Here is a 24,119-nt window from a genome sequence, read left to right as displayed (position 1 = left end):
TCCCTCCTCCCGTGCTGTCCTGCTTCTCACGTCAGCCCTCGTCCGGGCCACCGCTCTCCTCGTCCGATTTCTCCTCGGACTTGGCGGTCTGGGCCCCCGGCTGGGGCTCGGCGACCGCGACCCGCGCGGGGCGAATCGTTCGCTCGCCGATCCGATACCCCGGCTGCAGGATCGCAACGCACGTCGTCTCCGTGACGTCCGGTGCGTACGAGTGCATGAGCGCCTCGTGGATCGTCGGGTCGAAGGGCTCGCCCTCCTTGCCGAACTGCTGCAGGCCGAACTTGGCCACGACCGTCTCCACCGACTCGCCGACCGACTTGAAGCCGCCGACCAGCTCGCCGTGCTCGCGAGCCCGGCCGATGTCGTCGAGGACCGGCAGGAGCTCGGACAGGAGGTTCGCCGCGGCGATCTCCTTGACCGTCACACGGTCCCGCTCCACCCGCCGGCGGTAGTTCTGGTACTCGGCCTGCAGGCGCTGGAGGTCCGCGGTGCGCTCGTTGAGCGCAGTGCGCACCTGGTCCAGCTGGGCCGTCAGGCCGACGTCCTGATTCGCGTCCCCGGCCGGGGCCGGGCCCGCCTTGTCGGCGGACCCGGCGCCCTGCGCCGCATCGTCAGGGGCTGCGGCGTCGGAGGGGACGTCAGGCTTCTCGTCAAAGCCCGGGGTCTCCTCCGTCACGCGGCACCATCCTTCTTGGGCTTCTCGTCGTCGACGATCTCGGCGTCGACCACGTCGTCCTCGGCCTTGGCCTGCTCGCCACCGGCGGCACCCTCGGCACCGCCCGCGGCCTGCGCGCCCTGGGCGTCGGCGTACATGGCCTGGCCCAGCTTCTGCGAGACGGCGGCGACCTTCTCCGTGGCAGTACGGATCTCGGCCGTGTCCTCGCCCTTGAGCTTCTCCTTCAGCTCGCCGACGGCGGTCTCGACCTCGGTCTTCACCTCGGCGGGGACCTTCTCCTCGTTGTCCTTGAGGAACTTCTCCGTCTGGTAGACGAGCTGCTCGCCCTGGTTACGCGTCTCGGCGGCCTCGCGGCGCTTGTGGTCCTCGTCCGCGTAGCGCTCGGCCTCCTCGCGCATGCGGTCGACCTCGTCCTTCGGCAGCGAGGAGCCGCCGGTGACGGTCATCTTCTGCTCCTTGCCCGTGCCCAGGTCCTTCGCGGTCACGTGCATGATGCCGTTGGCGTCGATGTCGAAGGAGACCTCGATCTGCGGGACGCCACGCGGGGCCGGCGGCAGACCGGTCAGCTCGAACATGCCGAGCTTCTTGTTGTACGCCGCGATCTCGCGCTCGCCCTGGTAGACCTGGATCTGCACGGAGGGCTGGTTGTCCTCGGCGGTGGTGAAGATCTCCGAACGCTTGGTCGGGATCGTCGTGTTCCGCTCGATGAGCTTGGTCATGATGCCGCCCTTGGTCTCGATACCGAGGGACAGCGGGGTGACGTCCAGCAGGAGGACGTCCTTGACCTCGCCCTTGAGGACACCGGCCTGCAGCGACGCGCCGATGGCGACGACCTCGTCCGGGTTGACGCCCTTGTTGGCGTCCTTGCCTCCGGTCAGCTCCTTGACGAGCTCGGCGACGGCCGGCATACGGGTCGAACCGCCGACCAGGACCACGTGGTCGATCTCGGACAGCTGGATGCCGGCGTCCTTGATGACGTTGTGGAACGGGGTCTTGCAGCGGTCGAGCAGGTCGCTGGTGAGCTGCTGGAACTGCGAGCGCGTGAGCTTCTCGTCCAGGTGCAGCGGGCCCTCGGCCGAGGCGGTGATGTAGGGAAGATTGATCGTCGTCTCGGTGGAGGACGACAGCTCGATCTTCGCCTTCTCGGCGGCCTCGCGCAGCCGCTGGAGCGCCATCTTGTCCTTGGACAGGTCGACGCCGTGGCCGTTCTGGAACTGCTTGACCAGGTAGTCGACGACGCGCTGGTCCCAGTCGTCACCACCGAGCTGGTTGTCGCCGTTGGTCGCCTTCACCTCGACGACACCGTCGCCGATCTCCAGCAGCGAGACGTCGAAGGTACCGCCACCGAGGTCGAAGACCAGGATGGTCTGGTCGTCCTTCTCCAGGCCGTACGCCAGCGCCGCGGAGGTGGGCTCGTTGACGATGCGCAGGACGTTCAGGCCCGCGATCTCGCCGGCCTCCTTGGTGGCCTGCCGCTCGGAGTCGTTGAAGTACGCCGGGACGGTGATGACCGCGTCCGCGACCTTCTCGCCGAGGTACGACTCCGCGTCCCGCTTCAGCTTCTGCAGGATGAACGCGGAGATCTGCTGCGGGTTGAAGCTCTTGTCGTCGATGTCCACCTTCCAGTCGGTGCCCATGTGGCGCTTGACCGACCGGATGGTCCTGTCGACGTTCGTGACCGCCTGGCGCTTCGCGACCTCGCCGACGAGCACTTCACCGTTCTTGGCGAAAGCGACGACGGACGGCGTGGTCCTGGCGCCCTCGGCGTTGGTGATGACGGTGGGCTCACCGCCTTCGAGAACACTGACGACGGAGTTCGTCGTGCCCAGGTCGATGCCGACCGCACGTGCCATTTCGATTCCTCCAGCTGACATTGAGTGGAACTGGCTCAAGGGTGCACCAGAGATTCGACCCTGTCAAAGGACCTGAGCCAGAGCCACTCAACTCTCCTGCCGAAGATCTGCGCAGCGCAACATTTCCGCAGGTCACAGCGGTACGCGAGGCCAGAAGAGGAGGCGCCCGCCATGCGCGGACGCGTCAACGACACCCCCACCCTCCCTCTCACGGGCGACCGCCGCATCTCCGGCGTGTCGCACACGCACAAGCGGGAGGGGCCTTACGACACCCTTAGGTCACCCTCAGCGACGCAGATCACCGCCGCGCCCGGTACAGCGGGGCGTGAATAGTGGGTAATCTCGGAGGGATTAACTAAGTTACTGCTTAGTAGTTATCGAGAGCACCGAAAGAACCCGCTCACGCAGGCCCGAGGAGCCACCCATGCAACTCGCCGCGATCATCGTGTCGCTGGTCCTAATCGCGGTCGGCGTCGCACTGTTCGGCCGCGCCATTGTGCAGATCTACCGCTACATGCGGCTCGGACAGTCCGTACCCGCCGGTTCACGGACCAATGACCCCACGCAGCGCACCGTCACGGTGGTCAAGGAGTTCCTCGGCCACACCAGGATGAACCGCTGGGGCGTCGTCGGCGTCGCGCACTGGTTCGTCGCGGTGGGCTTCTTCTCGCTGCTGCTGACGATCGTCAACGCCATCGGCCAGCTCTTCAAGGCCGACTGGCTGCTGCCGGTCATCGGCGAGTGGGCGCCGTACAACGTCTTCGTCGAGTTCATCGGCACGATGACGGTCCTCGGCATCCTGCTCCTGATCGCCATCCGGCAGCTGAGCAAGCCGGGCAAGGCGGGCCGCAAGTCCCGCTTCGCGGGCTCCAACTTCGGCCAGGCGTACTTCGTCGAGGCCGTCATCCTCATCGTCGGCGTCTGCATCTTCATGCTGCACGCGCTGGAGGGCGCCCAGCACCACGTGGACGGCTACGAGGCGTCGTTCTTCATCTCGTACCCGGTGGTCTCGTGGCTGGAGGGCCTGGACGTCTCGACGCTCCAGAACCTCACCTACTTCTTCGCCGGCCTGAAGATCGCGACGTCCTTCATCTGGATGATCACCGTCGCGCTCAAGACCGACATGGGTGTCGCCTGGCACCGCTTCCTGGCCTTCCCCAACATCTGGTTCAAGCGCGAGGCCGACGGCGACGTCGCGCTCGGCGCGCTGCTGCCGATGACCAGCGAGGGCAAGGAGATCGACTTCGAGGACCCGGGCGACGACGACCAGTTCGGCGTCTCCCAGATCGAGCACTTCTCCTGGAAGGGCCTGCTGGACTTCTCCACCTGCACCGAGTGCGGCCGCTGCCAGTCGCAGTGCCCCGCGTGGAACACCGGCAAGCCGCTCTCCCCCAAGCTCATGATCATGGCGCTGCGCGACCACGCGCACGCCAAGGCCCCCTACCTCCTCGCCGGCGGTGGCAAGGACATGGAGGGCAACGAGAAGGCGACCGAGGAGCAGCTGAAGGACGTCCCGAAGGCCGCTCTCGAAGAGGCCGAGCGTCCGCTGATCGGCACCCTCGAAGAGAACGGCGTCATCGACCCGGACGTGCTGTGGTCCTGCACCACCTGCGGTGCCTGCGTCGAGCAGTGCCCCGTCGACATCGAGCACATCGACCACATCGTCGACATGCGCCGCTACCAGGTCATGATCGAGTCCAGCTTCCCCAGCGAGGCGGGCACGATGCTCAAGAACCTGGAGAAGAAGGGCAACCCCTGGGGCCTGGCCAAGAAGCAGCGCCTCGCGTGGACCAAGGAGGTCGACTTCGAGGTTCCCGTCGTCGGCACGGACGTCGAGGACCTCACCGAGGTCGACTACCTGTACTGGGTCGGCTGCGCCGGCGCCCTGGAGGACCGCGCCAAGAAGACCACCAAGGCCTTCGCCGAGCTGCTGCACATCGCGGGCGTCAACTTCGCGATCATGGGCGGCGACGAGAAGTGCACCGGTGACTCCCCGCGCCGCCTGGGCAACGAGTTCCTCTTCCAGCAGCTCGGCGCGGAGAACGTCGCCACGCTGAACGCGGCCTTCGGCGAGGACGACGAGGACGAGTCGACCAAGAAGCCGAAGTCCAAGAAGAAGATCGTCGCGACCTGCCCGCACTGCTTCAACACGATCGCGAACGAGTACCCGCAGCTCGGCGGCGAGTACGAGGTCATCCACCACACCCAGCTGCTGCAGCACCTCATCGACGAGGGGCGCCTGACCCCCGTCACCCCGGTCGAGGGTCTGATCACCTACCACGACCCCTGCTACCTGGGCCGCCACAACAAGGTCTACACACCCCCGCGCGAGATCATCGCCAAGGTGCCCGGCCTGCGCAACGAGGAAATGCACCGCCACAAGGAGCGCGGCTTCTGCTGCGGCGCCGGCGGCGCCCGCATGTGGATGGAAGAGCGCATCGGCAAGCGCATCAACAACGAGCGCGTGGACGAGGCCCTCTCCCTCAACCCGGACATCGTCTCCACCGCCTGCCCCTTCTGCCTGGTCATGCTGACCGACTCCGTCAACGGCAAGAAGAACGACGGCAAGGTCAGCGAGAACGTGCAGGTCGTCGACGTGGCCCAGCTCCTGCTGGACTCCGTCAAGACCCCGGCCGACCCGGCCGGCGAGGCCGAGCCCGCCGATGAGCCGGAGCCCGAGCCGGTGAAGTAATCCGCTGTACTTCCCTTCGACGGCCGGTCCCGCAGCGCGCGGGACCGGCCGTCGTCGTCTGCGCCCCCCCGCGCCCACGCCTGCTGCACAGCGGGGTCCCGCGCCGGCTGCGCACCGTGTCCGGAACCGGATGAACGTGCGGGCCCATGACGTATGTCCGTGCGACCATGAGGCGCCGGATACGGATGGGGCGCTGGGGGGCGAAGTGCGGTACCGGAGATCACGTGCGGCACGCGCGGCGGGAGCCGCACTGTGCTGCGCACTGCTGGCGGCCGGCTGCGGCCTGCTCCCCTCGGGAGGCGGCGCGCGCTCCGCGGCCCACCACACCGCCTCCGGCCCCCCGGCACGGCCCGTCCCGCACGGCAAGGGCAGCAAGAAGCCCGACGACTTCAACGGCGACGGCCACCCCGACCTCGTACTCGACACGCTGCTCAACCCCGACGACAGCCACGACGACGACCCCGGCATCGGCATCGTCTACGGCTCGGACCACGGCCTCGACCCGGCCGTGCGCCGGCTCCTCACCCCGGCCCGGCACGCGGCGCCCACGGACGGCGTCGTACCGGCCGTTTTCGACGCCGAGGCCGCCTGCGACCTGGACGGCGACGGCTTCACCGACCTCGTCGTCAGCACCGACCCGCCGTACGACGGCCGGGGCCGCCCGCCCGTCCCCGTACAGCTCCTCTTCGGCTCCCCGGAAGGGCTCACCGCGCGCGCCGTGAAGCTGCGCATCCCCGACCGCGCCAGGTTCGGCACCGAGTGGCCCGACCAGCCGGTCTGCGGGGACTTCGACGGGGACGGCGACCAGGACCTGGCGGTCACCGCCTCCGGGCCGCGGGCGAGCTTCCTGCGCGGCCCGTTCACCCGCGCGGGCGCGCCGAAGGGCGCCGGCGCGCCGCTGGACATCCCCGGCACGGCGCCGGCCGGGCTGCCGGCGCCCGTCGACGTGGACGGGGACGGCGCCGACGACCTGCTCGTACGGTCCGGGGACGCGGGCCGCCGCGCGCCGGGGCGGCTCGCGCTGGGCGGCGCGCGGGGGCCGGACGCGGCGGGGGCCGCGCTGCCTGCGGGGTACGACGTGGCATTCGGGCGGTTCGACGGCGGCACGTCGGCCGACGCGGTGGTCGCCGGGGGCGGCCGGCTCGCCGTCCGGTACGGCGTCGGCACGGCGGCACCGCGGAGCGCCACGGTCCGGGTGGCGGGGCGGTCGGTGGCCGCCGGGGATGTGACCGGCGACGGCCGTACGGACCTGGTCGTGTCCGGCGGCGCGGGGCGTCCCGTGCTCCTCCCGGGGTCGGCTGGCGGCCTGCGCGCGGACCGCGAGCAGGCCGTGCCGAAGGTCCCCGGTATGCCGGCCGCCGCACGCACGGCGGTGCTCCGGCTGGCCGACTACGACCAGGACGGGCGGGCCGACCTGGTCCTTCTCACCCGCTCGGGCGGCCGGGACGCGGTCACGGTGTACCGGGGGACGGCGTCCGGGTTCGCGGACGAGCCCGCGGTGTCGTTCAGCACGGCGGCCTTCACGGAGTGACCGGCGCGGCGCTGCCGCCGGGTGCCGTAGGGCGTGCAACCCTCCTGCGGCCTCGCGGGCCTTGTGATCGTCAACTGCCGCCGGCCTCCCGGTGAATGCCCGGTGACACGCGGCGGACGGGACCTGTCCGTGGGCGCGGGCTACGAGAACGACGGCAACGGAGCGGTCGTCTCCCTGCCGTCCGACGGCACCCGCATCGGCACCGCCGGCGCCCGCTCGGTGACGCCGGGCGCGGTGGGCGTACCGACCACCGGCCGGCCGCAGTTCGGCGCCGTCTTCACGGGCTGGCGCCGCCCCCGCCCGGCCCCTGCGCGCGGCCCGCGGCCGCCCCCGCCGGGATTCCCCTAGGGGATGTCACAGCTCGGCAGCAATGCCCGTCCTGTCCGCCATCTCCCGCCTGCGACCCACCGGGACCAGGTACGTTCGAAGCGTGGCTGGATTCAGGATGGGTCGCGGGCGGAACTCCCGCACCGCGCAGCAGGGGCAGCAAGGGCAAGCCCCGTACGGTCAGCAGGCTCCGCAGGGTCAGCCTGCCCCGTACGGAGCACCGGCGCCGTACGGTCAGCAGCAGGCGCCGTACGGCCGGCAGGCCCCGCCCCCCGCACAGGGACAGTGGCAGCAGCAGGCTCCCCACGGCGGCGCTCAGGGCGCCGGCCGGCACGGCGAGCCCGAGTACTTCGGCGACCAGGGGCACGCCCCGCAGCAGCCGCCCTACGGCGGCGGCAGCGCCCGCGCGGACGCACCGGGCCACACCCAGCAGTTCAGCCTGGGTGACGCGCCGGACGCGTACGGGGACGGCCAGTACGGCGGCCAGTACGACAACGGTCAGTACAGCGGCGGCAGTACGTACCACGCAGGCCAGTCGGCGGCCCCGCCCGCCGGTCCGCGCCTGCCGTGGAAGGAGCTGCTGAGCGGCATCGTCCGGCAGCCCGACCAGACCTTCTGGCGGATGCGCGACTACGCCGTGTGGGGTCCGGCCCTCGTCGTGACCTTCATCTACGGCCTGCTCGCGGTCTTCGGCTTCGACGCCGCCCGCGAGGACGTGCTGAACGCCACGCTCTCGCAGAGCATCCCGTGGGTGCTGATCACCGGCGTGATGTTCGTCATCGGCGGGCTGATCCTGGGCGCGGTGACCCACACCCTCGCCCGGCAGCTCGGTGGCGACGGCGGGTGGCAGCCGACCATCGGCCTCTCCATGCTGATCATGTCGATCACCGACGCGCCGCGGCTGCTCTTCGCGATGTTCCTGGGTGGCGACAGCACGCTCGTCCAGGTCCTCGGCTGGCTGACCTGGCTCGCCGCCGCCTATCTCTTCACCACGATGGTCCGCAGGTCGCACGACCTGCCCTGGCCCAAGGCGCTGGGCGCCTCCGCGATCCAACTGGTCGCCCTGCTCGCCCTGGTGAAGCTGGGCACGCTGTAGGCGATCGCCGCCACGCCGGCGACACATCCTGATGAGGCAGGGCCCCGTTCCGGACGGAACGGGGCCCTGCCTCATATCAACTGCCGTAGATCACACGCTGTTTCACGTGAAACGCCGTGTCACGGCGCGACCGTGCGGCTGTTTCACGTGAAACGCTGCGTGGCCGACCCATCACACTTCTGCAGTCGCACTCGATCCTTCGCCGAGGCCAGCGTCAGGCACAGCTCCCGGGCCGCCTCCGGCCGGATGCTCTGCGTCGCCACGTCCTTCACGAACCGCTGGTTGGCCGCACCCGAGCAGTTCCACAGCACCACTCCGGCCCCGGCCTCGTACTTCGCCTCCGGCACGTCCAGGCACCGGTCCTGCGTCAGCTCCACATGCACCGACCGCCGGCCGCTGTCGTACCACCAGCCCTGGTTCCGCTGGTCCTTGCAGTCCCAGCCGCCGACAGCCGTGCCATTGCGCGAACTGCCGCCGGTCGCGTCCACACAGCTCCCCGTGCCGACGTTCTTCAGCGGCCGGTACGCATCGTCCCAGGCCCCCGCGTACAGCTCCGGCTTCCCCGTGCTCGCCGGGTCCGCACAGGACGCCTCCCGCAGGCCGGACGCATAGAGCTGGGTGAGGCAGGAGGCGAACGCGGCGTGCCCGCGCGCGTTCGGGTGGAAGGACTGGCGTACGGAGTTGGCGTCCGGCGGGAAGGGGTGGGAGACATCGACGTACAGGCCGCGCGCCCAGGCGTCCTCCATGCACACCTCGTGCCCGTGGAAGAGCCGCGAGTTGTCCAGGTACACCGCGCCCGACTCGCGCGCGGCCTTCCGCATGCCCTTCTCAAAGGCCGGGACCGCGGCGTTGCGCCCCCACGCCGAGTCGGAGGTGTACCCCGTGCAGCCGCCCGGCAGCTTCCCAGGGAAATCGGGGTTGTCCTCGATGTCCGGGCCGATCGGGCTCGGATACCCCATCACCACGAGCTTGTAGTCGCCGTCCGCGTACCCGGCGTCCCGCATCACCGTCCGCAGATCACCGACCGTCTGCTCGACCTTCGGCACCAGCCCGTCGACCCGCGTCTGCCACCCCGGCGCGTACTTCGGCTCACAGGCCCCCTGCAGCAGCAGCCAGCGCGTGACGCAGTCCGTCATGACCGGCCCGAACTGCAGGTCGTCATTGGCCCCGGCCACCAGCACGACCATCTTCAGCCGGGTGTTCCTGGCCTTGATCGCCAGGCTGTCGCTCTGCACCAGCTCATCGGCGTACTGCTTGCTGCCGCCGGCCTTGATGTTCCCGGTGTACGCGCCCGAGCAGGACACGTTGTACGTCACATCGGCGGCGATGCCGGTGCGGTGGATGGCCGCGTCCGGCGACCGATGACACCAGTTGTCCGGCCCGTCGGTCCCCGGCTCGTACGTCCCGACGCCCTCCCCCGAGATCTCACTGTCCCCCAGCGAGATCAGCGAGGTCTTGCGCTGCTCCATCGGGCGTTCGGCCGGGTCCCCGTACAGCCGGGTGGCCTCCTGGGCCCTGATCTTCTCCAGCTCGGGCGGCAGTGGCTTGCTGTCGGCCGCCGCGGCCCCGTACGGCGGCCGGGCCGCCACGCTCGTCCCCGTACCGGCGGCGGTCACACCACCGGTCAGCACCATCACGGCGGCGGCTGCGGTCACCAGCCGCCGCCCGCGTCTCGCACGCACCATTGGGCCTCCCCTCCGGTCTGCTGTTACCGCCGGTTTCTACTCGTAGGTAGACCCCGGCGGAACACCCGGCACAGGATTGGCCCGAATTCACCCTGCGCGCCAACTGGCACGCGAGGCAAGGGAGTTCTCAGGCGTCGAGAACCTGGCCCTCGCGCCGCACGACCGGCGGCTCGACGCTCCACGGGAAGTTGATCCAGTCGTCCGTGCGCTGCCAGACGTACTCGCACTTCACCAGCGACTGCGACTTCTCGTAGATCACCGCGCTGCGCACCTCGGCGACGGTCCCCTGGCAGAAGTCGTGCACCAGCTTCAGCGTCTTGCCGGTGTCGGCGACGTCGTCCGCGATGAGCACCTTCTTGTCCGAGAAGTCGATCGCGTTCGGCACCGGCGCCAGCATGACGGGCATTTCCAGCGTCTCGCCCACGCCGGTGTAGAACTCCACGTTCACCAGGTGGATGTTCTTGCAGTCCAGCGCGTACGCCAGGCCACCGGCGACGAAGACGCCGCCACGCGCGATGCTCAGCACCACGTCGGGCTCGTACCCGCCGTCCGCGATCGTCTGCGCCAGCTCACGGATGGCGGTGCCGAAGCGCTCGTACGTCAGATTTTCCCGCACGTCAGTCACGTATCTCTCTCAGCCCTCTAGCGATTCCCCATCGCATCCGCCGTACGGTCCTCAGACCTGCGTACGGTGGAAGTTCTTGTACGAACGCGAGGGCGTCGGCCCGCGCTGGCCCTGGTAGCGGGAGCCGTACCGCTCCGACCCGTACGGAAACTCGGCCGGCGAGGTCAGCCGGAACATGCACAGCTGCCCGATCTTCATGCCGGGCCACAGCTTTATCGGCAGCGTCGCGACATTGCTCAGCTCCAGCGTGACGTGCCCGCTGAACCCGGGGTCGATGAACCCGGCCGTCGAGTGCGTCAGCAGCCCCAGCCGCCCCAGCGAGCTCTTCCCCTCCAGCCGCGAGGCGAGGTCGTCCGGCAGCGTGATGACCTCGTAGGTCGACGCCAGCACGAATTCGCCCGGGTGCAGGATGAACGCCTCGTCCCCCTCGGGCACGACCTCCCGCGTCAGGTCGAGCTGCTCGACGGCGGGATCAATGTGCGGATACCGGTGGTTCTCGAACACTCGGAAGTACCGATCGAGGCGCACATCAATACTCGACGGCTGAACCATCGACTCGTCGTAGGGATCGATACGCACCCGGCCCGCGTCGATCTCGGCCCGGATGTCCTTGTCTGAGAGAAGCACGCCACGAGGATACGCGCCCGGTACACCCGCCTCCGCATCGCGCATCCGCCCCGGCTCCCCGCCCCGACCCTTCACCCCTCCCGGACAGCCGCGAGGGCCCGGCCCCCTTCCGGGAACCGGGTCCTCGCCACCCTCGCTAGCGCTTCTCCATCTGCACAGGGACCGCGTGGCGCAGCCGCGCACAGCGCGGGCACCGCAGCAGCCGACCAGGGCCGAGCCGGTCGGTGGTCTGCATCGGGAACGAAGCGGTGCTGAACACGTGCCCTTCGGCACAACGGACGACGGTGCGCTCCATCAAGTCCCTCTCCCAAACGCATGGACAACAAAAGCCACATTAGGGGATGAACTGGGCGCACTCCCAAGCGGCACTCCGAACCGGGGAAGAGTCCCCACCGTACGCCTCAACTCCCGCACCCCGCACCGCTTACCGCCGCGCGCCGCACCCGGACATGACAAAAGCCTCACGGTCGAATACACCGGAGGCCGGGGATGAGGTACAGTGTGCGACGATGCACCGCCTTGCAAGATCAGGCGGTCACGCGGGTGTAGTTTAATGGTAGAACATGAGCTTCCCAAGCTCAGAGCGCGGGTTCGATTCCCGTCACCCGCTCCAGAGTTGAGGCCCAGGTCAGAGACCTGGGCCTTCGTCGTTGTCTGGACCGGGTTAAGCGTTCCGTGCCCGTTGCGTGCCCGATCGCTCTTGATCGCGAGCCGCCTTGGCCTTCACCCGCTCAGCACGCACGTGGGCATCGATGCCGCCAGCGACCTCCTTCTGCCGCTCAACGTCCGAGTGCTGATAGATCAGCGCGGCCCGAGTCGAGGACTGGCCGGCGCGAACCATCGTGTCCTTGAGCGTCGCGCCGGACCGCGTCGAGAGGGTGTGCCCGGTGTGCCGCAGATCGTAGAACCGGAAGTCGTCAGGCAGCCCGACCTTGGCACGGGCCTTGCGCCACTTTCGCCCGAAGGTGGACCGCCGGAACGGCTTACCGCGCTCCCCCACGAACAGCAGTCCGTTCGGTTCCTTCTCCGCGTACCAGTCGAGGTGCCGCTCCAGGTCCACGCGCATGAACTCCGGCAGGACGAGGAACCGCTTGCCCGCCGCGGACTTGGTATCGCCCGGGACCCGCCGACCGGTGGTCAGCTCAGGCTCGGCTGTGCGAATCCACACACCGACGTTCTCCAGGTCCACATCAGGACGCCGCAACGCGGCCTGTTCCTCGGGACGGGCGGGACCATAGGCGGCGATGTACACCATCAGGCGCCAGCGCGGGCCCATCGCGTCGGCCACCGAATCCACCTGCTCCACCGTGGCCGTGGGCCGCTCTGCAGCCGTCTCCTTGCCAGCGCCCTTGATCCGGCACGGATTACGGCGGATCAGCTCGTCCTCGACAGCGGTCTCCATGATGGCCTTCAACAGCCGGTAGGACTTCGCCACCGTCGTAGCGGCACCCGTCGCCTGCAGCCGTTCAGCCCGCCAGGTCCTGACCCGAGGCGGAGTGATCTCATCGAGGTCCAGGACCTCGAAGGTCGGCAGGATGTGCAGCCGAAGCAGGCGCCGGTACAGCTCATCGGTGGTCGGCGCGAGGTCACGCTCATCCACCCACTGCAAGGCGTAGACCATGAAGTTCACCGCGCCGGCATCAGGGTCCTGCCAGTCTCCAGAGCGGACCTCACTCTGCCGGTCGGCGAGCCAGTCATCCGCCTCCTTCTTGGTACGGAAGGTCTGGGGCGCCGGGCGGTCGACTCCATCAGGAGCCAGGTAACGCGCCTGATACCGGCCCGACGGCAGCTTGCGGACCCGGCCGAACGAACGCTTCTTCCCTGCCATCAGGCCACCCTCCGCAGCCGTCGAACGGTGGGTGCAACCGTGTGCGCAGCGACGAAGGCTTCTACGACCCGCTCAGGGATACGGACGTGCCGACCGATCTTGACGTACTCGATCCGCCGTTCCTCGATCAGGCGCCGGGGGAAGCGCACCGTGGTCCCGAGCCGCTCAGCGACTTCCTGCACGGTCAGCAGGCGATCAGCCATGGTCACCACTCCCCTTCGGTGTCGAGTTCGGCACGGACTTCACGGGCGATCTCACGGTTGGCTTGGATCTCCTTCGCGAGGTTGGCGGCGAGCCAGGACTCACCGGGCGTGTGGCCGTGCCCGGCGTAGGCCCAGTGGGCGATGACCCGGGTGGTGGCTTCGGGGTGGTCGTCGGGATCGGGCAGGCCCAGGGCGGCGCGTTGCTGGGCGGCGCGGTAGTCGGCGCGAACCTGGCGCAGGGCGCCCAGGGTGGTGGAGTAGCGGCGGGACTTGGTGGAGAAGTGGCCGCGGAAGCCGAGCATGTGCGCCCACTGCCAGAGCTTGCGGTCCGGGTAGAGCTCGTCCAGGTCGCGGCAGGCGCGGATCAGGCGGCGGGTGTGGTCGGGCAGGTCGGGGAGCTTGTTCAGCTCGTGCATTTCGCCGATGCGGCGGTCGACGGTGCCGGTGGTCTCGGCGGCCTTGGTGGCGTACTTGGCCACGTAGGAGGCCACGGCCTGTTCGGTGAGGTCTTCGCCGTCGCCGAAGGCGCCGATGGGCCGGACGTCGAGTTGGGTGCCCCAGCGCAGAACACGCTCCGGCTGGTCGCCGACAGGGTCGAGGACGATCTCAGCGCGAGCGGCAGCGGCCCGGAGCGCGTCGGTGAGCAGGTCGATGGTCGCCCAGGCCGGGGGCGCGGTCTCAGGACCGTCAGGCCCGTCGAAGCGGATCACGGCATGGAAGTGGATCGCGCCGCGCTTTTGGTACTCGGCGACCTTGCCGTAGGAGACCCGGAGCTGTTCCTTCAGCGCGCGCTGGGTGATGCCGGCGCGCTTGGCCAGCTCGCGGGGCAGGTAGATGGTCACGTACCGCCACAGGTGACCGGCGTGGTTGTTCCACAGCACCGCACCCGCGTAGTCGTAGCTCTCCGGATCCAGGGCGGTGCCCAGTTCGGGGGCGTCGGCCTGGTGGTGGACGCCGCAACGGCACCGGCCGTGGCTGGGACGGTTGTGCACCGGGCCAAAGGACGGAGCCGTCAAGGTCGCGAAGACCCGGGGATGGTCCCGGACGGTCTCGGGGGTGCCCTTGGCTTCGTCGCCGGTGAGCCCGGCGCGGATGAGGTGGTAGGTGTCGCCCGCGTAGGTCCAGGCGCAGGCGGGGCAGCGGGAGGCGCGACGGTTTCCGCAGGCCACCCGGAGGCGTCCGCCGGGTTCGGCGTCGGTGGAGTAGGCGTGCAGGACGGTGCCGGTGGCTCGGTCGACGGTCTTGGTCGTGCCGGTGAGGTGGATGGGGTCGGAGCATCCGCCGGTGCGGCGGATCTGGTCTTCCCAGCGGTCGAAGCCGGGAGACCCGGCCACCCGGAGGAGGTCCCCCAGGGTGGTCGGGTCCAGGCCCGCCAGGGTGGCGGCGTCACTCACGCGGCCACCTCACGAGCAGCGGGGCGGCGGGCAACGGTGCCGGTGCCCTCGCAGGTACGGCAGACCACAGTGAAGGTCCTGCGGGTGCCGTCGGGGTTCTTCTGGCCGGTGGTGATGGCCACGGTGGGGAAGCCGTCGCAGTCGGGGCAGAGCCGGACGCGGGCAGGGCGGGTCTCGGGCATGATGAGGAGTCCCTTTCGGGTCAGCGGATCTGGAAGGGGTCAGGCGCCCGGGGCGGCGGAAACTTGGCGGTTGAGGCCGCCCCGGGGGCCGCTTAGCGCTTGCGAGCGAGCTTGAGCGAGATACCGGCGCCGCCCACGGTCGGGACAGCGGCTGCGGCAGCGGCGGCCGCGATCTGGAAGGCCACCGCGAGGACGACGATGACCACGGACGCGCCGAGGGCGAGCGTGATGGTCAGCAGGATCGGGCCCGCGTAGGAGCGGGGCGGGGCCTGGATGACCACCACCTCACCGGGGCGGATGCCGGGCGGGATCAGGTCGGCCGGGCGGTGGTTGGCACGGAGCTGAGCGTCCGGGTAGCGCATGGGCCTTGCCTCCGTCCGGGTCAGGGGTTGCAGCGGTGGGTGCGGGCGGCGAGTTCAGCGGCCGAGCGGTCGTCGTAGTCGACGGAGAAGCCACAGCGGGGCACGGTGCACGCGGCGGTGTGCTTGGTACGTCCACGGCCGTCGTAGTGGGAGCCGACCTTGACGGGGCCTAAGCGGAGCACGTTGTAGAAGCGGTTCGGGCGGGGCATGTCAGGTGTCCTTTCAGGCGAGTTGAGCGGTGATGGCGTCGGCGAGCACCGGCGGGACGCCGAGGCGAGCGCGGAGGGTGGCGGAGTCGATCGGGGCGCCGGTGGTGGCCTGGTGGTTGTCGGCGACCTTCCGGGCGTGATCGAGCAGTGCCGGAGGGACCGTGAGCGGCGACGGAGCAGGCCGGGACGGCGGCGTGACCGCTTCGGGCTCCGGCGACGGCTCTTCCGCGTCCGTACTGGCTTCTTCGGTCACCGGCTCTGGCGCAGGCAGTTCGACCGGGGCCGACTCCGGGATGCGTTCGACGGTGACCGGCTCCGCGATCGGCTCAGCCGCAGGCACCGAGGCCGGGGCGGGGTCGGTGACGAGGGTGTGAACCTGGCGCATCAGGGCACCGAAGGCCAGGAGCGCGGCGGACGGCGGTACGGCCGCGACGACGTAGTCGAGGATCGGGGCGTTGGTGCCGACACCCGCCACGTTGAGGCCGATGCTGCCGAGCGATCCGGCAACCGTCAGGCCGATCGCCCACCAGTCGGTCACGTGCCGCAGCGCGGCGCGGAACATCAAGACCTCACCGGCCAGGATGAACAGATCGATCGTGCCCGGCCAGGCCCACCGGCGCACCGGGGATGCGGCGAGACCGTGCGACTCGGCGACCGAGGCGAGATGGGCGTAGGAGAGCCAGAACGCAGCGATCGTGAGAGCCATGATCACGGCCCCGGCGACGAGGATCGCGGTCCGTTCCGCCTGCGGCTTGGTCATCGCGTCCTCCTTTCGTTTCAGGCATGGGCGGGGTAGGGACCTGGCGCGAGACGGTCACGCCAACCGTGGGAGGAGGTAGGGCTGTTACTCGGTGACGGGCTGGGGCTTGACCAGCGAAGGCACCTCAGCCGGTGCGCGGTCGGCCGGCACGTGCGGGCGGAACGGGGCCAGCGCGGGCAGATCCGGGACAAGGTGCGCGTACTCCCGGCAGACCGCCGCCGCCTGAGTGGGAGTGGTCTGCGGGGTGCGGATGCGGGACCAGCCGCCCGAGGCATCACCGGCAACCGCCACCCCAGGCCGATCAGCAGCGATCAGCGTCGCGGCCAGCACCGCATCCGGCGAGACATCGCCGAGGCCCATTTCGGCGGTCTGCTTGTCGTTGACCCGGTGCACGACCCGGCCGGTGAGCTGGGCACGGAGCATGGTCGCGCCCTTCCCCAGCTCGGCACCGAAGCGCTGGCCGCAGACCTCCAGGTAGATGCCGACCGCCCGCGCCATCTGGGCGAGCCGGACCATCTGCATGACCATCCGGTCCCGGCGCTCTTCGTCCTTCTTCGCGGCGGTCAGGAACAGCTCCGCCACCTCATCGACGAGGACCACCAGCGGCACCGGCCGCACCTCCTCGGGCAGATCCCACAGGTCCGAGACGTGATGCTCGCTGAGCAGGTCGAACCGCTCCTCCATCTCGGCAATCAGCACACCCAGCAGCTCGGCGGCATCCTCCGGGGTGGTGGCCAGAGCCGACAGGCGAGGGCCGTAGGCGCTCTGCTCCACACCCCGCTTGCAGTCGATGCCGACCAGCCCCACCGGCAGCTTGGCCAGCCCGGTGATCAAGTTGCGCTGGTACATGGACTTCCCCGACTGGTTAGCGCCCAGGGTCAGGGCGTGGGGGACCTTGCGGTAGTCCCGGACATACGCGCTGCCGTCTTCCCGCAGGGCCACCGGCACCTCCATCGGCCCGGTCGTCCGCGTTCGGCGCGGCATCTTCACTCGCCGCAGCACGTCGTAGCCGGTCATCCGCAGTTCGACCACGCCGGGCTTGGTCTCGGCGACGGTGACGGAGTGGACGCCCCAGGCGTGCCGGAGCCGTTCGGAGGCCGCCGCCACGTCCGAGGGCTCCAGCCCGGCCGGGAGGCGGAGGGAGGCGACAAGTCCGGTGGAGGTGCCCCGCAGGCGGCGGACCTTCGGAGGCACGGGCTGGACCTCGCGGCGGGCGACGTTGCGGACCATGAACGCCCGCAGCTTCGACGGCTGCACCGTCAGCCCGCACACATCCATCGTGGTGCCATAGGTGAAGGTGAACCGGCCCATCGCGACCGGCATGCCCACCAGCGACCAGTACACGCGCGGAGCGTGTCCCTTGGCGTAGCCGAGGCCACCGACACCGGCGAAAGCACCGGTGACCTCCAGCACCGTGGTCAGGTCCGCCATGATCAGGCACCCGCCGCGAGGGCCGCCGCGCGGAAGGCGATGCCGTGCCGCTTCTCGCCGTTGAACTCGTTCTCCCAGTCCCGCGCCTTCAGGCCGACGACCGAGACCGGCATGCCCGGCGTCAGGCCGTCGGGAACGCCCGTCTCCGGCACGGACACCTGGTAGAGGTTGCCCTCCCCCTCATCCGAGACCAGCAGGCCCACCGTCATCAGGTCGGCGCCAGTCTCACGGTCCTTGGCAATCTCGCCCGTCTTCCGGTTGGCGACCTTCGGAGTCGGCGCGGTCGCGACGAACACCACAGCAGTCGACGTGTCGATCTTGAACGAAGGCATAGAGCACCCCTTATTGCTGGGGAGGCCACCCCTTCCGGCGACCTCTCTAGACATCTACGAGTGAAGCGCAGATCTCTAGAGACGTCAATAGAGATCTCTAGAGATGTTCACGCATGGCGGGAAGGGGCACCAGGCCCGGATGCAGCGACGTAGGCATGTCCTAGGCTGTCTAGAGAGGATGAAAGGAGGGAGACGCAATGACCGCGAAGAACGGCGCTCGACAGCCGAAGTACCAGCGCATTGCTGACGCGCTTCGGGAGGCAATCACGGCAGGTGAGTACGGCCCTGGTGATCGCTTGCCAGGCGAGAACGACCTCATGGCGAAGTACGACGTGGCCCGGATGACCGCCCGGCAGGCTCTTGGAGTCCTGCAGAACGAGGGACTCGCCGAGTCACGCAAGGGCGCCGGCGTATTCGTTCGGGCGTTCCGACCGCTGCGACGACGCGGCATCCAGCGCCTCTCCCAAGAGCAGTGGGGCTCAGGCCGCTCGATCTGGTCGGCCGACACCGAAGGTCGGCAGCTCACGGTGGACCAGATCACCGTCACCGAGGAGCCGACTCCTGAGCGGATCGCGGGAGTCCTGGACATCGCCCCGGAGTCGGCTGTCTGTGTCCGCAGTCGGCGATTCGTCCTCGACGGGAAGCCGGTCCTGCTGGCAACGAGCTACCTGCCCGCGGAGCTTGTCGCAGGCTCGGCAATCACCCAGGAGGACACGGGACCGGGCGGTACCTACGCCCGCCTTGCTGAACTCGGAGCAAAGCCAGTCCACTTCCGCGAAGAAGTGCGATCTCGCATGCCCTCTCAGGACGAAGCGAAGCGGCTCAATCTCTCCATGGGCACGCCAGTGATGCTCATCTGCCGGACCGCCTTTGCCGACGGAGGCCGACCTGTCGAGATCAACGAGATGACTCTCGACTCCGCTTCCTACGTGCTTGAGTACGACTTCGACGCGTAGCCACTTCGCGGGTGAGGCAGGGAGCTGTTACAGGTTTCTCTACCTCATCAAGCCCCGCCCTTCGGCCGGGGAAGAGGGGTGGGGAGGGGAAGCACTCCGGCTCTCTCTCATGAGGGGATGCCGTTCCCTGCCGGGCCATCCTGGGCCGTTCGCTTGGCGTTCGCCTGTTGATCCACTGGGGCCGTTTGAGGCCAGCAGTCGCCTTGAGCCTCGGCGGCCGGGCGCGTGTACAGCCCGGTCCTTTGCAGGCTGTCGGTTTGTCGGCGTCGACCTTGTGGGTGCTCTTGCCTTCGGCATCCGGCGCGCGGTCAACGGCTATCCAGCCGCCGCTACGAATCACACCCCACCGGCCCGTAAAGGGCCGGCGCGGGCACGGGGACTGGGGCGCCGCTCCTGCCTTCGGCCCGCTCCGCCCCGCCCCCGGCCCCGCGCCACTCTCGTTGCACGGGGTGATCCGCTAGACGCTATGTCCGCCCAAAGCAGCGCCGGAACGAGCAAGGCTTCCCACCGGCCAACGCCACCGACCACGCCTTCCAGAACCAACCACAAGCAACCACCACCAACATCGGGCGAAGCAGCATCCAAGCCCGCATGACTCGAGGCAAGTCCAGCCGGGGAGCCCCGGGGGTGGCGAGAAGAGCGCAAATGTGGGATGGGGAAGGTAGGGCGGAGACGGTGAGCGGTTTACGTGACACGCGCACTGCCGACAACCGCATAGGCCATGGATCCGTAGAGATGAGCTGGCTACGGGAGGGGTGGGGTCGGGGCGGGCGAGCATGCCGGGCGAAACCGAGAGTCAGGGGTTGATCGCCGTACCGCCACCGTCCCGGATGCTCCAGCGTGAGCGGATCGGACCGGAGAACATGGTCGAGGGGGAGCTACCTGCTGCCGCGATGTGGTGAAGGCCCGTAGGCGTTCCACTCGACGCGGCACCGTCGGAGCCGAGGAGCGTGTCGCGCCTACGCATCGAGCCGTCGTCCCGCCGCAGGCGCTCCGCTTGGACGCGGCTAGCTCTCTCCACAGTGTGGGGACGACGGTAGGCAGGGTGGCAGCCAGGGCCGTGGCTGAGACGAAACCTATGCAGGTCAACGCAACTGCCGTGCGTCAGCGGGTCCTTGATCCGCCATCACGCGACCCCGACTGTCAGACCCACCCGCTACTCTTATAAAAATCGCCCCTCAAGTGAGGAGGCGTTCCTATAAGACCCTGCGGAGGGGTGCGTGTTCGAGTTCATCCCGTCCACCCCGGGCGACAGAGACCACATCCAGCAACTTGCCGAGCTGGGGCTCAAGCACGAGTACTTCGACCTAGCCATCCGCCTCGGCGAAGAGGCGCGGGACGGCGCCACGAAGGATGACCCCAAGAACGCGCCCGGCACCCTGGACTACTTCACACGAGTCCGGACACTGCGCGAGGCGCTCAGGACACAGGAACGCTGGCGTCGATACGACCCAAAGCAGGCCCCTCTGATCGTCAACCGCGATAAGACGATCGCCGTGGGCGTCCTCCTTGGCGATGCTCGAACCGGCGTGCCCGGTAGCCCACAACCCCGCAGCCACCGTCCCGCCGGCGTGGCGAAGGAAGCCCTCGTGGCCCGCAATCAGGACCTCACGCTCTTCCCCCTGCCCGAGGAGCCCACCGAAGCCGACGAGGTGAACCTCGGCGAGGACGAGTACGCACAACTGGCTACCTGGTACCTGCTCACATACCGCTACGTCGCTCGCAAGCAGGGCTTCGTAGAGGTACGCAGCGAGCTCTCCCTCCCGAGTAAGGTTGGTACACAGGGAAAGATCGACAGCTGGAGCCGGAGGATTCTATTCCCCGCCATCCGGATCAAAAAGACGTTCGATTACCCTGTGGCTGGTCCCGACTTCGACGTTGCGGTCGAAGAGTGGTGACATAGGGACAAACCGACCTAGCGTGAGGATGGCGAGTGCAGCATGATCTCTTCCTCCCGAATCACAGTCGCCCGACGGAGGAGAGGGCTCACACTCGCCGAACTCAGCCACCTGACTGGGGTGAGCATCCAAAGCCTCTCGAACTACGAGCGGGGGCGGACGGAGCCCACCCCGGACACGCTGGAAAAGCTAGCTACATCCCTGAACTTCCCCGAGTCGTTTTTCCATGAACCCGACCTAGACCCAATTCCGGCCGATTCCGTCTCCTTTCGCGCCAGAAGTAGGCTGGCGGCCGGCCCCAGAGATGGGGCCTTGGCCGCAAGCCGCTTGGTCATGGAGCTCAACGACTGGATCGAAACTCGATTCAAGTTGCCCCCAAACCAGCTACCAACTCTGGACAAGTTGGATCCCGAATCTGCAGCTGATGTGCTTAGGGCTCGATGGGGACTTGGCAATGCACCCATCTCCAATATGGTGCATCTACTAGAAGCCCACGGCGTCCGCGTTTTTTCTTTGCCACCCGAATTTACAGACGTCGACGCATTCTCGCTATGGCGAGAGGGTACACCGTTCGTATTCTTGAGCACGCTCAAAACAGCTGAACGTGGGCGCTTCGACGCAGCTCACGAGCTCGGTCACCTCGTACTGCATGGCGTAGAGCGAAGCCACAGCGGGCCTCAGGCAGAGAAGGAGGCTAATGCTTTCGCGAGTGCCTTCCTCATGCCACGCGACAGCATTACCGAGCACATCCCTGACAATCCCATGGTGTCGCAGGTGCTCGAAGCGAAGAAGGTCTGGAAGGTCGCAGCAATGGCCTTGACCTACAGGCTGCACGATTTGGGGATGCTAACCGACTGGCATTACCGTCGAACGTGCGTCGAACTCGGTAAGCGTGGATTTCGCAAATCGGAGCCACAGGGACTTCCCGTTCGGGAGAAATCACAGCTCCTAGAGAAAGTATTTAACGCTTTCCAAGCCAAGAACATCTCGTTTCGCGACGTGGCCCGCGAACTACACGTCGATACCGAAGAGCTGAGTAGTTGGGTATTTGGGCTAGTGGTAACACTACGGTCAGGTACACCTAGTGGTCGTCGCCCCTCCCGACGTGAGAGGCCACACCTCTCATTGGTCCCGTGACTTAGGCTCAGCCGCGTGCCCGATGCGTGCCCGGTGCGCCGGGGAACAGCGGTGAATGACGGGTTCGGCAACGGTTCAGCCGGGCCCCCACTCGCAGCCATCGTTGCAGGTCAGCGGCCGGATTGACTGTAGATCACCCGTGATTCCCAAGCTCAGAGCGCGGGTTCGATTCCCGTCACCCGCTCCAGAGTTGAGGCCCAGGTCAGAGACCTGGGCCTTGTTTGTTGTTTCGGGCCGGTGGCCTTGGGCCCTCCCTCGCCGGGGGCGTGGCGGGGGTCCGGTCAGTCGACGGGGAACGTTCGGATGGCGGCGATGTCGAACTGGAGGCGGACCTTTTCGCTCACCATGGCGCCGCCCTGGGCGAGTTTGGCGCTGTAGGTCAGGCCCCAGTCGGTGCGGTTGATGGTGGTGGTGCCGTCGAAGCCGACCCGCTCGTATCCGAACGGGTCGGTGACGTGCCCGATGTAGGTGAGTTCCAGCACGACGGGCCGGGTGATGTCCCTGATGGTGAGGTCGCCGGTCATGCGGTAGACGTCGTCGTCCGCGAGTTCCACGGCGGTGCTCGTGAAGGACATCCGCGGGTAGCTCGCGGCGTCCAGGAAGTCTCGGCCGGTCACGTGCGCGTCGCGCTGCTCCACACCCGTGTCGATGCTGGCGGTGGACAGCGTGATCTGCGCCTCGGAGCGGTCCGGGTCGCGGCCGTCGAAGTAGAGGCGGCTCTCGTACTCCGTGAAGGCGCCGCGCACCGTGGTCACCATGGCGTGCCGGACGGAGAAGCCGATCCTGCTGTGCGCGGGGTCGATCATCCACTCACCGGTGAGCGCGGCGAAAGCGGGGTCCAGAACGGCGAGGTCGGAGGGGGCTGGAGCGGCGGGGGCCACCGCGCGGCGGGAGGAGGAACTGCGGCCGAACAAGTTCATGGGGCACGTTGTTACTTCAAAGTAAAAATGGGCGCAACCCCTGTTCAGGGGCGCGGAATCCGAGAGTCCGGTGACCAGTGGCGTCCGTACCCCGAGCACGCCCGCACGTTAGCCCGGTGTTAGCGGATCAGCAGCGGGGGTGGCGAGTGTAGGTGGTGCGGAACCGAAGGACCGGCCGCACCGATGCCACCACCAGGGGGATCCATGTCGCACCGCACCCGCCGCCACGGCCGCAAGGCCGCCGCCGCGCTGCTCGCCGCCACCGCGCTCGCCCTCACCGCCTGCCAGAGCGGCGAGTCCGGGGCCGCGGGGCCGGACTCGTCGGCGTCCGCCGGCAGCTCCGCCGGGTCCGACGGGTCGGGTGGCTCCGACGGGGCCGGTGGCTCCGCAGACGGCTCGTCGAAGGGCTCCGCGGACTCCCCGTCGCAGACGGGTACGGGCTCCGCCGAGGGCTCCGGTACGAATGCTTCGTCCGGCGGGCAGCAGGCCACCGGGAGCGGCGGCTCGTCCGGTACGGGCAGCTCGGCCGGTACCGGGAGCTCGGCCGCCCGCTGCACCACGGCGAACATGACGGCCGGCTGGGGCTCCGCGGGCGGCGGCCGCCCCGACATGGACAGCAGCGACCAGCAGACCGCCACCGTGTGGTTCAAGAACAAGGGCAGCGGCGCCTGCACGATCAGCGGCTTCCCGGGCGTACAGCTCAAGGGCACCGACGGCGCCACCTGGGACCTGCGGCGGTCCGGGAAGAAGCCGGTGGCGGTGGTGCTGAAGCCGGGCGCGAACACCCACTTCACCTTCCAGCTCCTGCCCTCGACCAGGGACGGCGACCGCAAGGTCGAGACGGCCACCGTCGTGGTCACCCCGCCTAACGAGAAGCAGCACTTCGAGCTGAAGTGGCCCTACGGCGGCGCCGTCCTGGACCAGTCGGGCGCCACCCACCCGGGTACCTTCGTCAACCCGGTGGGCGCCTCCTGAGACCCGCTCAGCGGCTCTGCCGGCGCGCGACGCCGCGGGCCCACAGGACGAGCGGTGCCTGCAGCGGCAGGCGGGCGAGGGCGGCGGTGCGCAGGGGGGCCGGACGGTCCCGCCAGTCGACGGCCATCTGGACATTCGCGGGGAAGACGCCCACGAAGAAGGCGGCCGTGGCCAGCGCCGCCACCCGCCGGGTTCGAGGGTGGGCCACGCCGGCCGCCAGCGCCAGTTCGGCCACGCCGCTCGCGTACGTCCAGCCGCGCGCCGAGCCGGGCAGGACCCGGGGCACGGTCGCATCGAACGGCTTCGGCACCGCGAAGTGCAGCACCCCCGCGCCGGCCAGCAGGCCCGCGAGCAGCCTGGGTGAACGGTCGGTGCGCGCGGTGCGGTCGGCGGTGCGGGACATGACGCCTCCTGTACGGG

At 68.8% G+C, this 24,119-nt stretch carries 25 protein-coding genes and 1 tRNA gene; 9 read left to right on the top strand and 17 right to left on the bottom strand.

The features are described from left to right. Positions 1 to 31: 31 nt before the first annotated feature. Entirely contained in the window at positions 32 to 676 is a 645-nt protein-coding gene (gene grpE, locus IG84_RS0101620) for a nucleotide exchange factor GrpE (protein WP_031050314.1), read from the bottom strand. Beyond that, positions 673 to 2,529, bottom strand: a complete 1,857-nt coding sequence (gene dnaK / locus IG84_RS0101615; RefSeq protein WP_030259125.1) for a molecular chaperone DnaK — start codon at positions 2,527 to 2,529, stop codon at positions 673 to 675. The genes grpE and dnaK overlap by 4 nt, the downstream gene beginning before the upstream one ends. Positions 2,530 to 2,953: 424 nt before the next feature. Here dnaK and IG84_RS0101610 point away from each other — a divergent pair, with 424 nt between their 5' ends. From IG84_RS0101610 to IG84_RS0101595, 4 genes are all read left to right on the top strand, one after another. After that, positions 2,954 to 5,221: a (Fe-S)-binding protein gene (locus tag IG84_RS0101610; RefSeq protein WP_031050310.1), complete on the top strand. Its 2,268-nt coding sequence runs from the start codon at positions 2,954 to 2,956 to the stop codon at positions 5,219 to 5,221. A 250-nt stretch (positions 5,222 to 5,471) separates the two neighbouring features. Further along, positions 5,472 to 6,752, top strand: coding sequence for an FG-GAP repeat domain-containing protein (locus IG84_RS0101605; RefSeq protein WP_425424004.1), 1,281 nt, complete (start codon positions 5,472 to 5,474; stop codon positions 6,750 to 6,752). Between the two features lie 102 nt (positions 6,753 to 6,854). Next, positions 6,855 to 7,100 (top strand): hypothetical protein, encoded by a 246-nt coding sequence (locus tag IG84_RS0101600; RefSeq protein ID WP_031050302.1) that lies wholly within the window; start codon positions 6,855 to 6,857, stop codon positions 7,098 to 7,100. Between the two features lie 97 nt (positions 7,101 to 7,197). Then, positions 7,198 to 8,175 (top strand): Yip1 family protein, encoded by a 978-nt coding sequence (locus tag IG84_RS0101595; protein WP_031050299.1) that lies wholly within the window; start codon positions 7,198 to 7,200, stop codon positions 8,173 to 8,175. A 143-nt stretch (positions 8,176 to 8,318) separates the two neighbouring features. Here IG84_RS0101595 and IG84_RS0101590 read toward each other — a convergent pair whose 3' ends face one another. The 4 genes from IG84_RS0101590 to IG84_RS41455 all read right to left on the bottom strand — a co-directional run bounded on the left by IG84_RS0101590 (position 8,319) and on the right by IG84_RS41455 (position 11,407). Further along, positions 8,319 to 9,860, bottom strand: coding sequence for a ricin-type beta-trefoil lectin domain protein (locus IG84_RS0101590; protein WP_031050297.1), 1,542 nt, complete (start codon positions 9,858 to 9,860; stop codon positions 8,319 to 8,321). Between the two features lie 127 nt (positions 9,861 to 9,987). Continuing rightward, positions 9,988 to 10,485, bottom strand: a complete 498-nt coding sequence (locus IG84_RS0101585; RefSeq protein ID WP_031050294.1) for a phosphoribosyltransferase — start codon at positions 10,483 to 10,485, stop codon at positions 9,988 to 9,990. 51 nt (positions 10,486 to 10,536) lie between these two features. Continuing rightward, complete coding sequence (gene dcd / locus IG84_RS0101580; protein ID WP_030259148.1) at positions 10,537 to 11,112, bottom strand: dCTP deaminase; 576 nt, start codon at positions 11,110 to 11,112, stop codon at positions 10,537 to 10,539. 136 nt (positions 11,113 to 11,248) lie between these two features. Then, a complete protein-coding gene (locus IG84_RS41455) occupies positions 11,249 to 11,407 on the bottom strand; it encodes a hypothetical protein (RefSeq protein WP_169746141.1) in 159 nt (52 codons plus the stop codon). Positions 11,408 to 11,651: 244 nt separating this feature from the next. Here IG84_RS41455 and IG84_RS0101570 point away from each other — a divergent pair. Continuing rightward, positions 11,652 to 11,725, top strand: a tRNA-Gly gene (locus tag IG84_RS0101570). 51 nt (positions 11,726 to 11,776) lie between these two features. Here IG84_RS0101570 and IG84_RS0101565 read toward each other — a convergent pair. The 9 genes from IG84_RS0101565 to IG84_RS0101525 all read right to left on the bottom strand — a co-directional run bounded on the left by IG84_RS0101565 (position 11,777) and on the right by IG84_RS0101525 (position 17,813). Next, a complete protein-coding gene (locus IG84_RS0101565; protein WP_031050293.1) occupies positions 11,777 to 12,940 on the bottom strand; it encodes a tyrosine-type recombinase/integrase in 1,164 nt (387 codons plus the stop codon). Beyond that, positions 12,940 to 13,143: an excisionase family DNA-binding protein gene (locus tag IG84_RS0101560; RefSeq protein WP_031050291.1), complete on the bottom strand. Its 204-nt coding sequence runs from the start codon at positions 13,141 to 13,143 to the stop codon at positions 12,940 to 12,942. The genes IG84_RS0101565 and IG84_RS0101560 overlap by 1 nt, the downstream gene beginning before the upstream one ends. A gap of 2 nt (positions 13,144 to 13,145) precedes the next feature. After that, positions 13,146 to 14,537 (bottom strand): replication initiator protein RepSA, encoded by a 1,392-nt coding sequence (gene repSA, locus IG84_RS0101555; RefSeq protein WP_031050289.1) that lies wholly within the window; start codon positions 14,535 to 14,537, stop codon positions 13,146 to 13,148. Next, complete coding sequence (locus IG84_RS0101550; protein WP_031050287.1) at positions 14,534 to 14,719, bottom strand: hypothetical protein; 186 nt, start codon at positions 14,717 to 14,719, stop codon at positions 14,534 to 14,536. Before IG84_RS0101550 ends, repSA begins: the two co-directional genes overlap by 4 nt. Positions 14,720 to 14,811: 92 nt before the next feature. Beyond that, positions 14,812 to 15,081, bottom strand: a complete 270-nt coding sequence (locus IG84_RS0101545) for a hypothetical protein (protein ID WP_031050285.1) — start codon at positions 15,079 to 15,081, stop codon at positions 14,812 to 14,814. A 20-nt stretch (positions 15,082 to 15,101) separates the two neighbouring features. Continuing rightward, on the bottom strand, positions 15,102 to 15,290 hold the full coding sequence (locus IG84_RS0101540) for a mobile element transfer protein (RefSeq protein WP_031050283.1): 189 nt from the start codon (positions 15,288 to 15,290) through the stop codon (positions 15,102 to 15,104). A gap of 13 nt (positions 15,291 to 15,303) precedes the next feature. After that, positions 15,304 to 16,050, bottom strand: a complete 747-nt coding sequence (locus tag IG84_RS38695) for a DUF2637 domain-containing protein (protein ID WP_051861236.1) — start codon at positions 16,048 to 16,050, stop codon at positions 15,304 to 15,306. An 84-nt stretch (positions 16,051 to 16,134) separates the two neighbouring features. After that, complete coding sequence (locus IG84_RS0101530; RefSeq protein WP_031050279.1) at positions 16,135 to 17,481, bottom strand: FtsK/SpoIIIE domain-containing protein; 1,347 nt, start codon at positions 17,479 to 17,481, stop codon at positions 16,135 to 16,137. Positions 17,482 to 17,483: 2 nt separating this feature from the next. Continuing rightward, positions 17,484 to 17,813 carry an SCO3933 family regulatory protein gene (locus tag IG84_RS0101525; RefSeq protein ID WP_031050277.1) on the bottom strand — a complete coding sequence of 110 codons (330 nt, stop codon included), beginning with the start codon at positions 17,811 to 17,813 and terminating at the stop codon, positions 17,484 to 17,486. Between the two features lie 197 nt (positions 17,814 to 18,010). Between IG84_RS0101525 and IG84_RS0101520 the strand changes: the two genes are divergently transcribed. The 3 genes from IG84_RS0101520 (at position 18,011) to IG84_RS39455 (ending at position 21,804) form a co-directional block, all read left to right on the top strand. Continuing rightward, on the top strand, positions 18,011 to 18,769 hold the full coding sequence (locus IG84_RS0101520; RefSeq protein ID WP_031050275.1) for a GntR family transcriptional regulator: 759 nt from the start codon (positions 18,011 to 18,013) through the stop codon (positions 18,767 to 18,769). A gap of 1,220 nt (positions 18,770 to 19,989) precedes the next feature. Further along, the gene (locus tag IG84_RS0101510; protein ID WP_031050273.1) at positions 19,990 to 20,667 is read left to right on the top strand and encodes a hypothetical protein; all 678 of its coding nucleotides are present in this window, start codon (positions 19,990 to 19,992) and stop codon (positions 20,665 to 20,667) included. 42 nt (positions 20,668 to 20,709) lie between these two features. Continuing rightward, complete coding sequence (locus IG84_RS39455; protein ID WP_037798952.1) at positions 20,710 to 21,804, top strand: XRE family transcriptional regulator; 1,095 nt, start codon at positions 20,710 to 20,712, stop codon at positions 21,802 to 21,804. 281 nt (positions 21,805 to 22,085) lie between these two features. Here IG84_RS39455 and IG84_RS0101505 read toward each other — a convergent pair whose 3' ends face one another. Beyond that, the gene (locus tag IG84_RS0101505) at positions 22,086 to 22,724 is read right to left on the bottom strand and encodes a YceI family protein (protein ID WP_031050269.1); all 639 of its coding nucleotides are present in this window, start codon (positions 22,722 to 22,724) and stop codon (positions 22,086 to 22,088) included. Positions 22,725 to 22,928: 204 nt separating this feature from the next. On the opposite strand from IG84_RS0101505, the gene IG84_RS0101500 reads away from it, so the two are divergent. Beyond that, positions 22,929 to 23,699, top strand: a complete 771-nt coding sequence (locus IG84_RS0101500) for a DUF4232 domain-containing protein (RefSeq protein WP_031050266.1) — start codon at positions 22,929 to 22,931, stop codon at positions 23,697 to 23,699. 7 nt (positions 23,700 to 23,706) lie between these two features. Here IG84_RS0101500 and IG84_RS0101495 read toward each other — a convergent pair whose 3' ends face one another. Then, positions 23,707 to 24,102: a DoxX family protein gene (locus IG84_RS0101495; protein ID WP_031050263.1), complete on the bottom strand. Its 396-nt coding sequence runs from the start codon at positions 24,100 to 24,102 to the stop codon at positions 23,707 to 23,709. Positions 24,103 to 24,119 lie beyond the last annotated feature (17 nt).

This window comes from Streptomyces ochraceiscleroticus (assembly GCF_000720485.1).
Lineage (GTDB): Bacteria > Actinomycetota > Actinomycetes > Streptomycetales > Streptomycetaceae > Streptomyces > Streptomyces ochraceiscleroticus.
The sequence above is the reverse complement of the archived record's forward strand: the minus strand, read 5'-3'. Positions and strand labels throughout refer to the sequence as shown.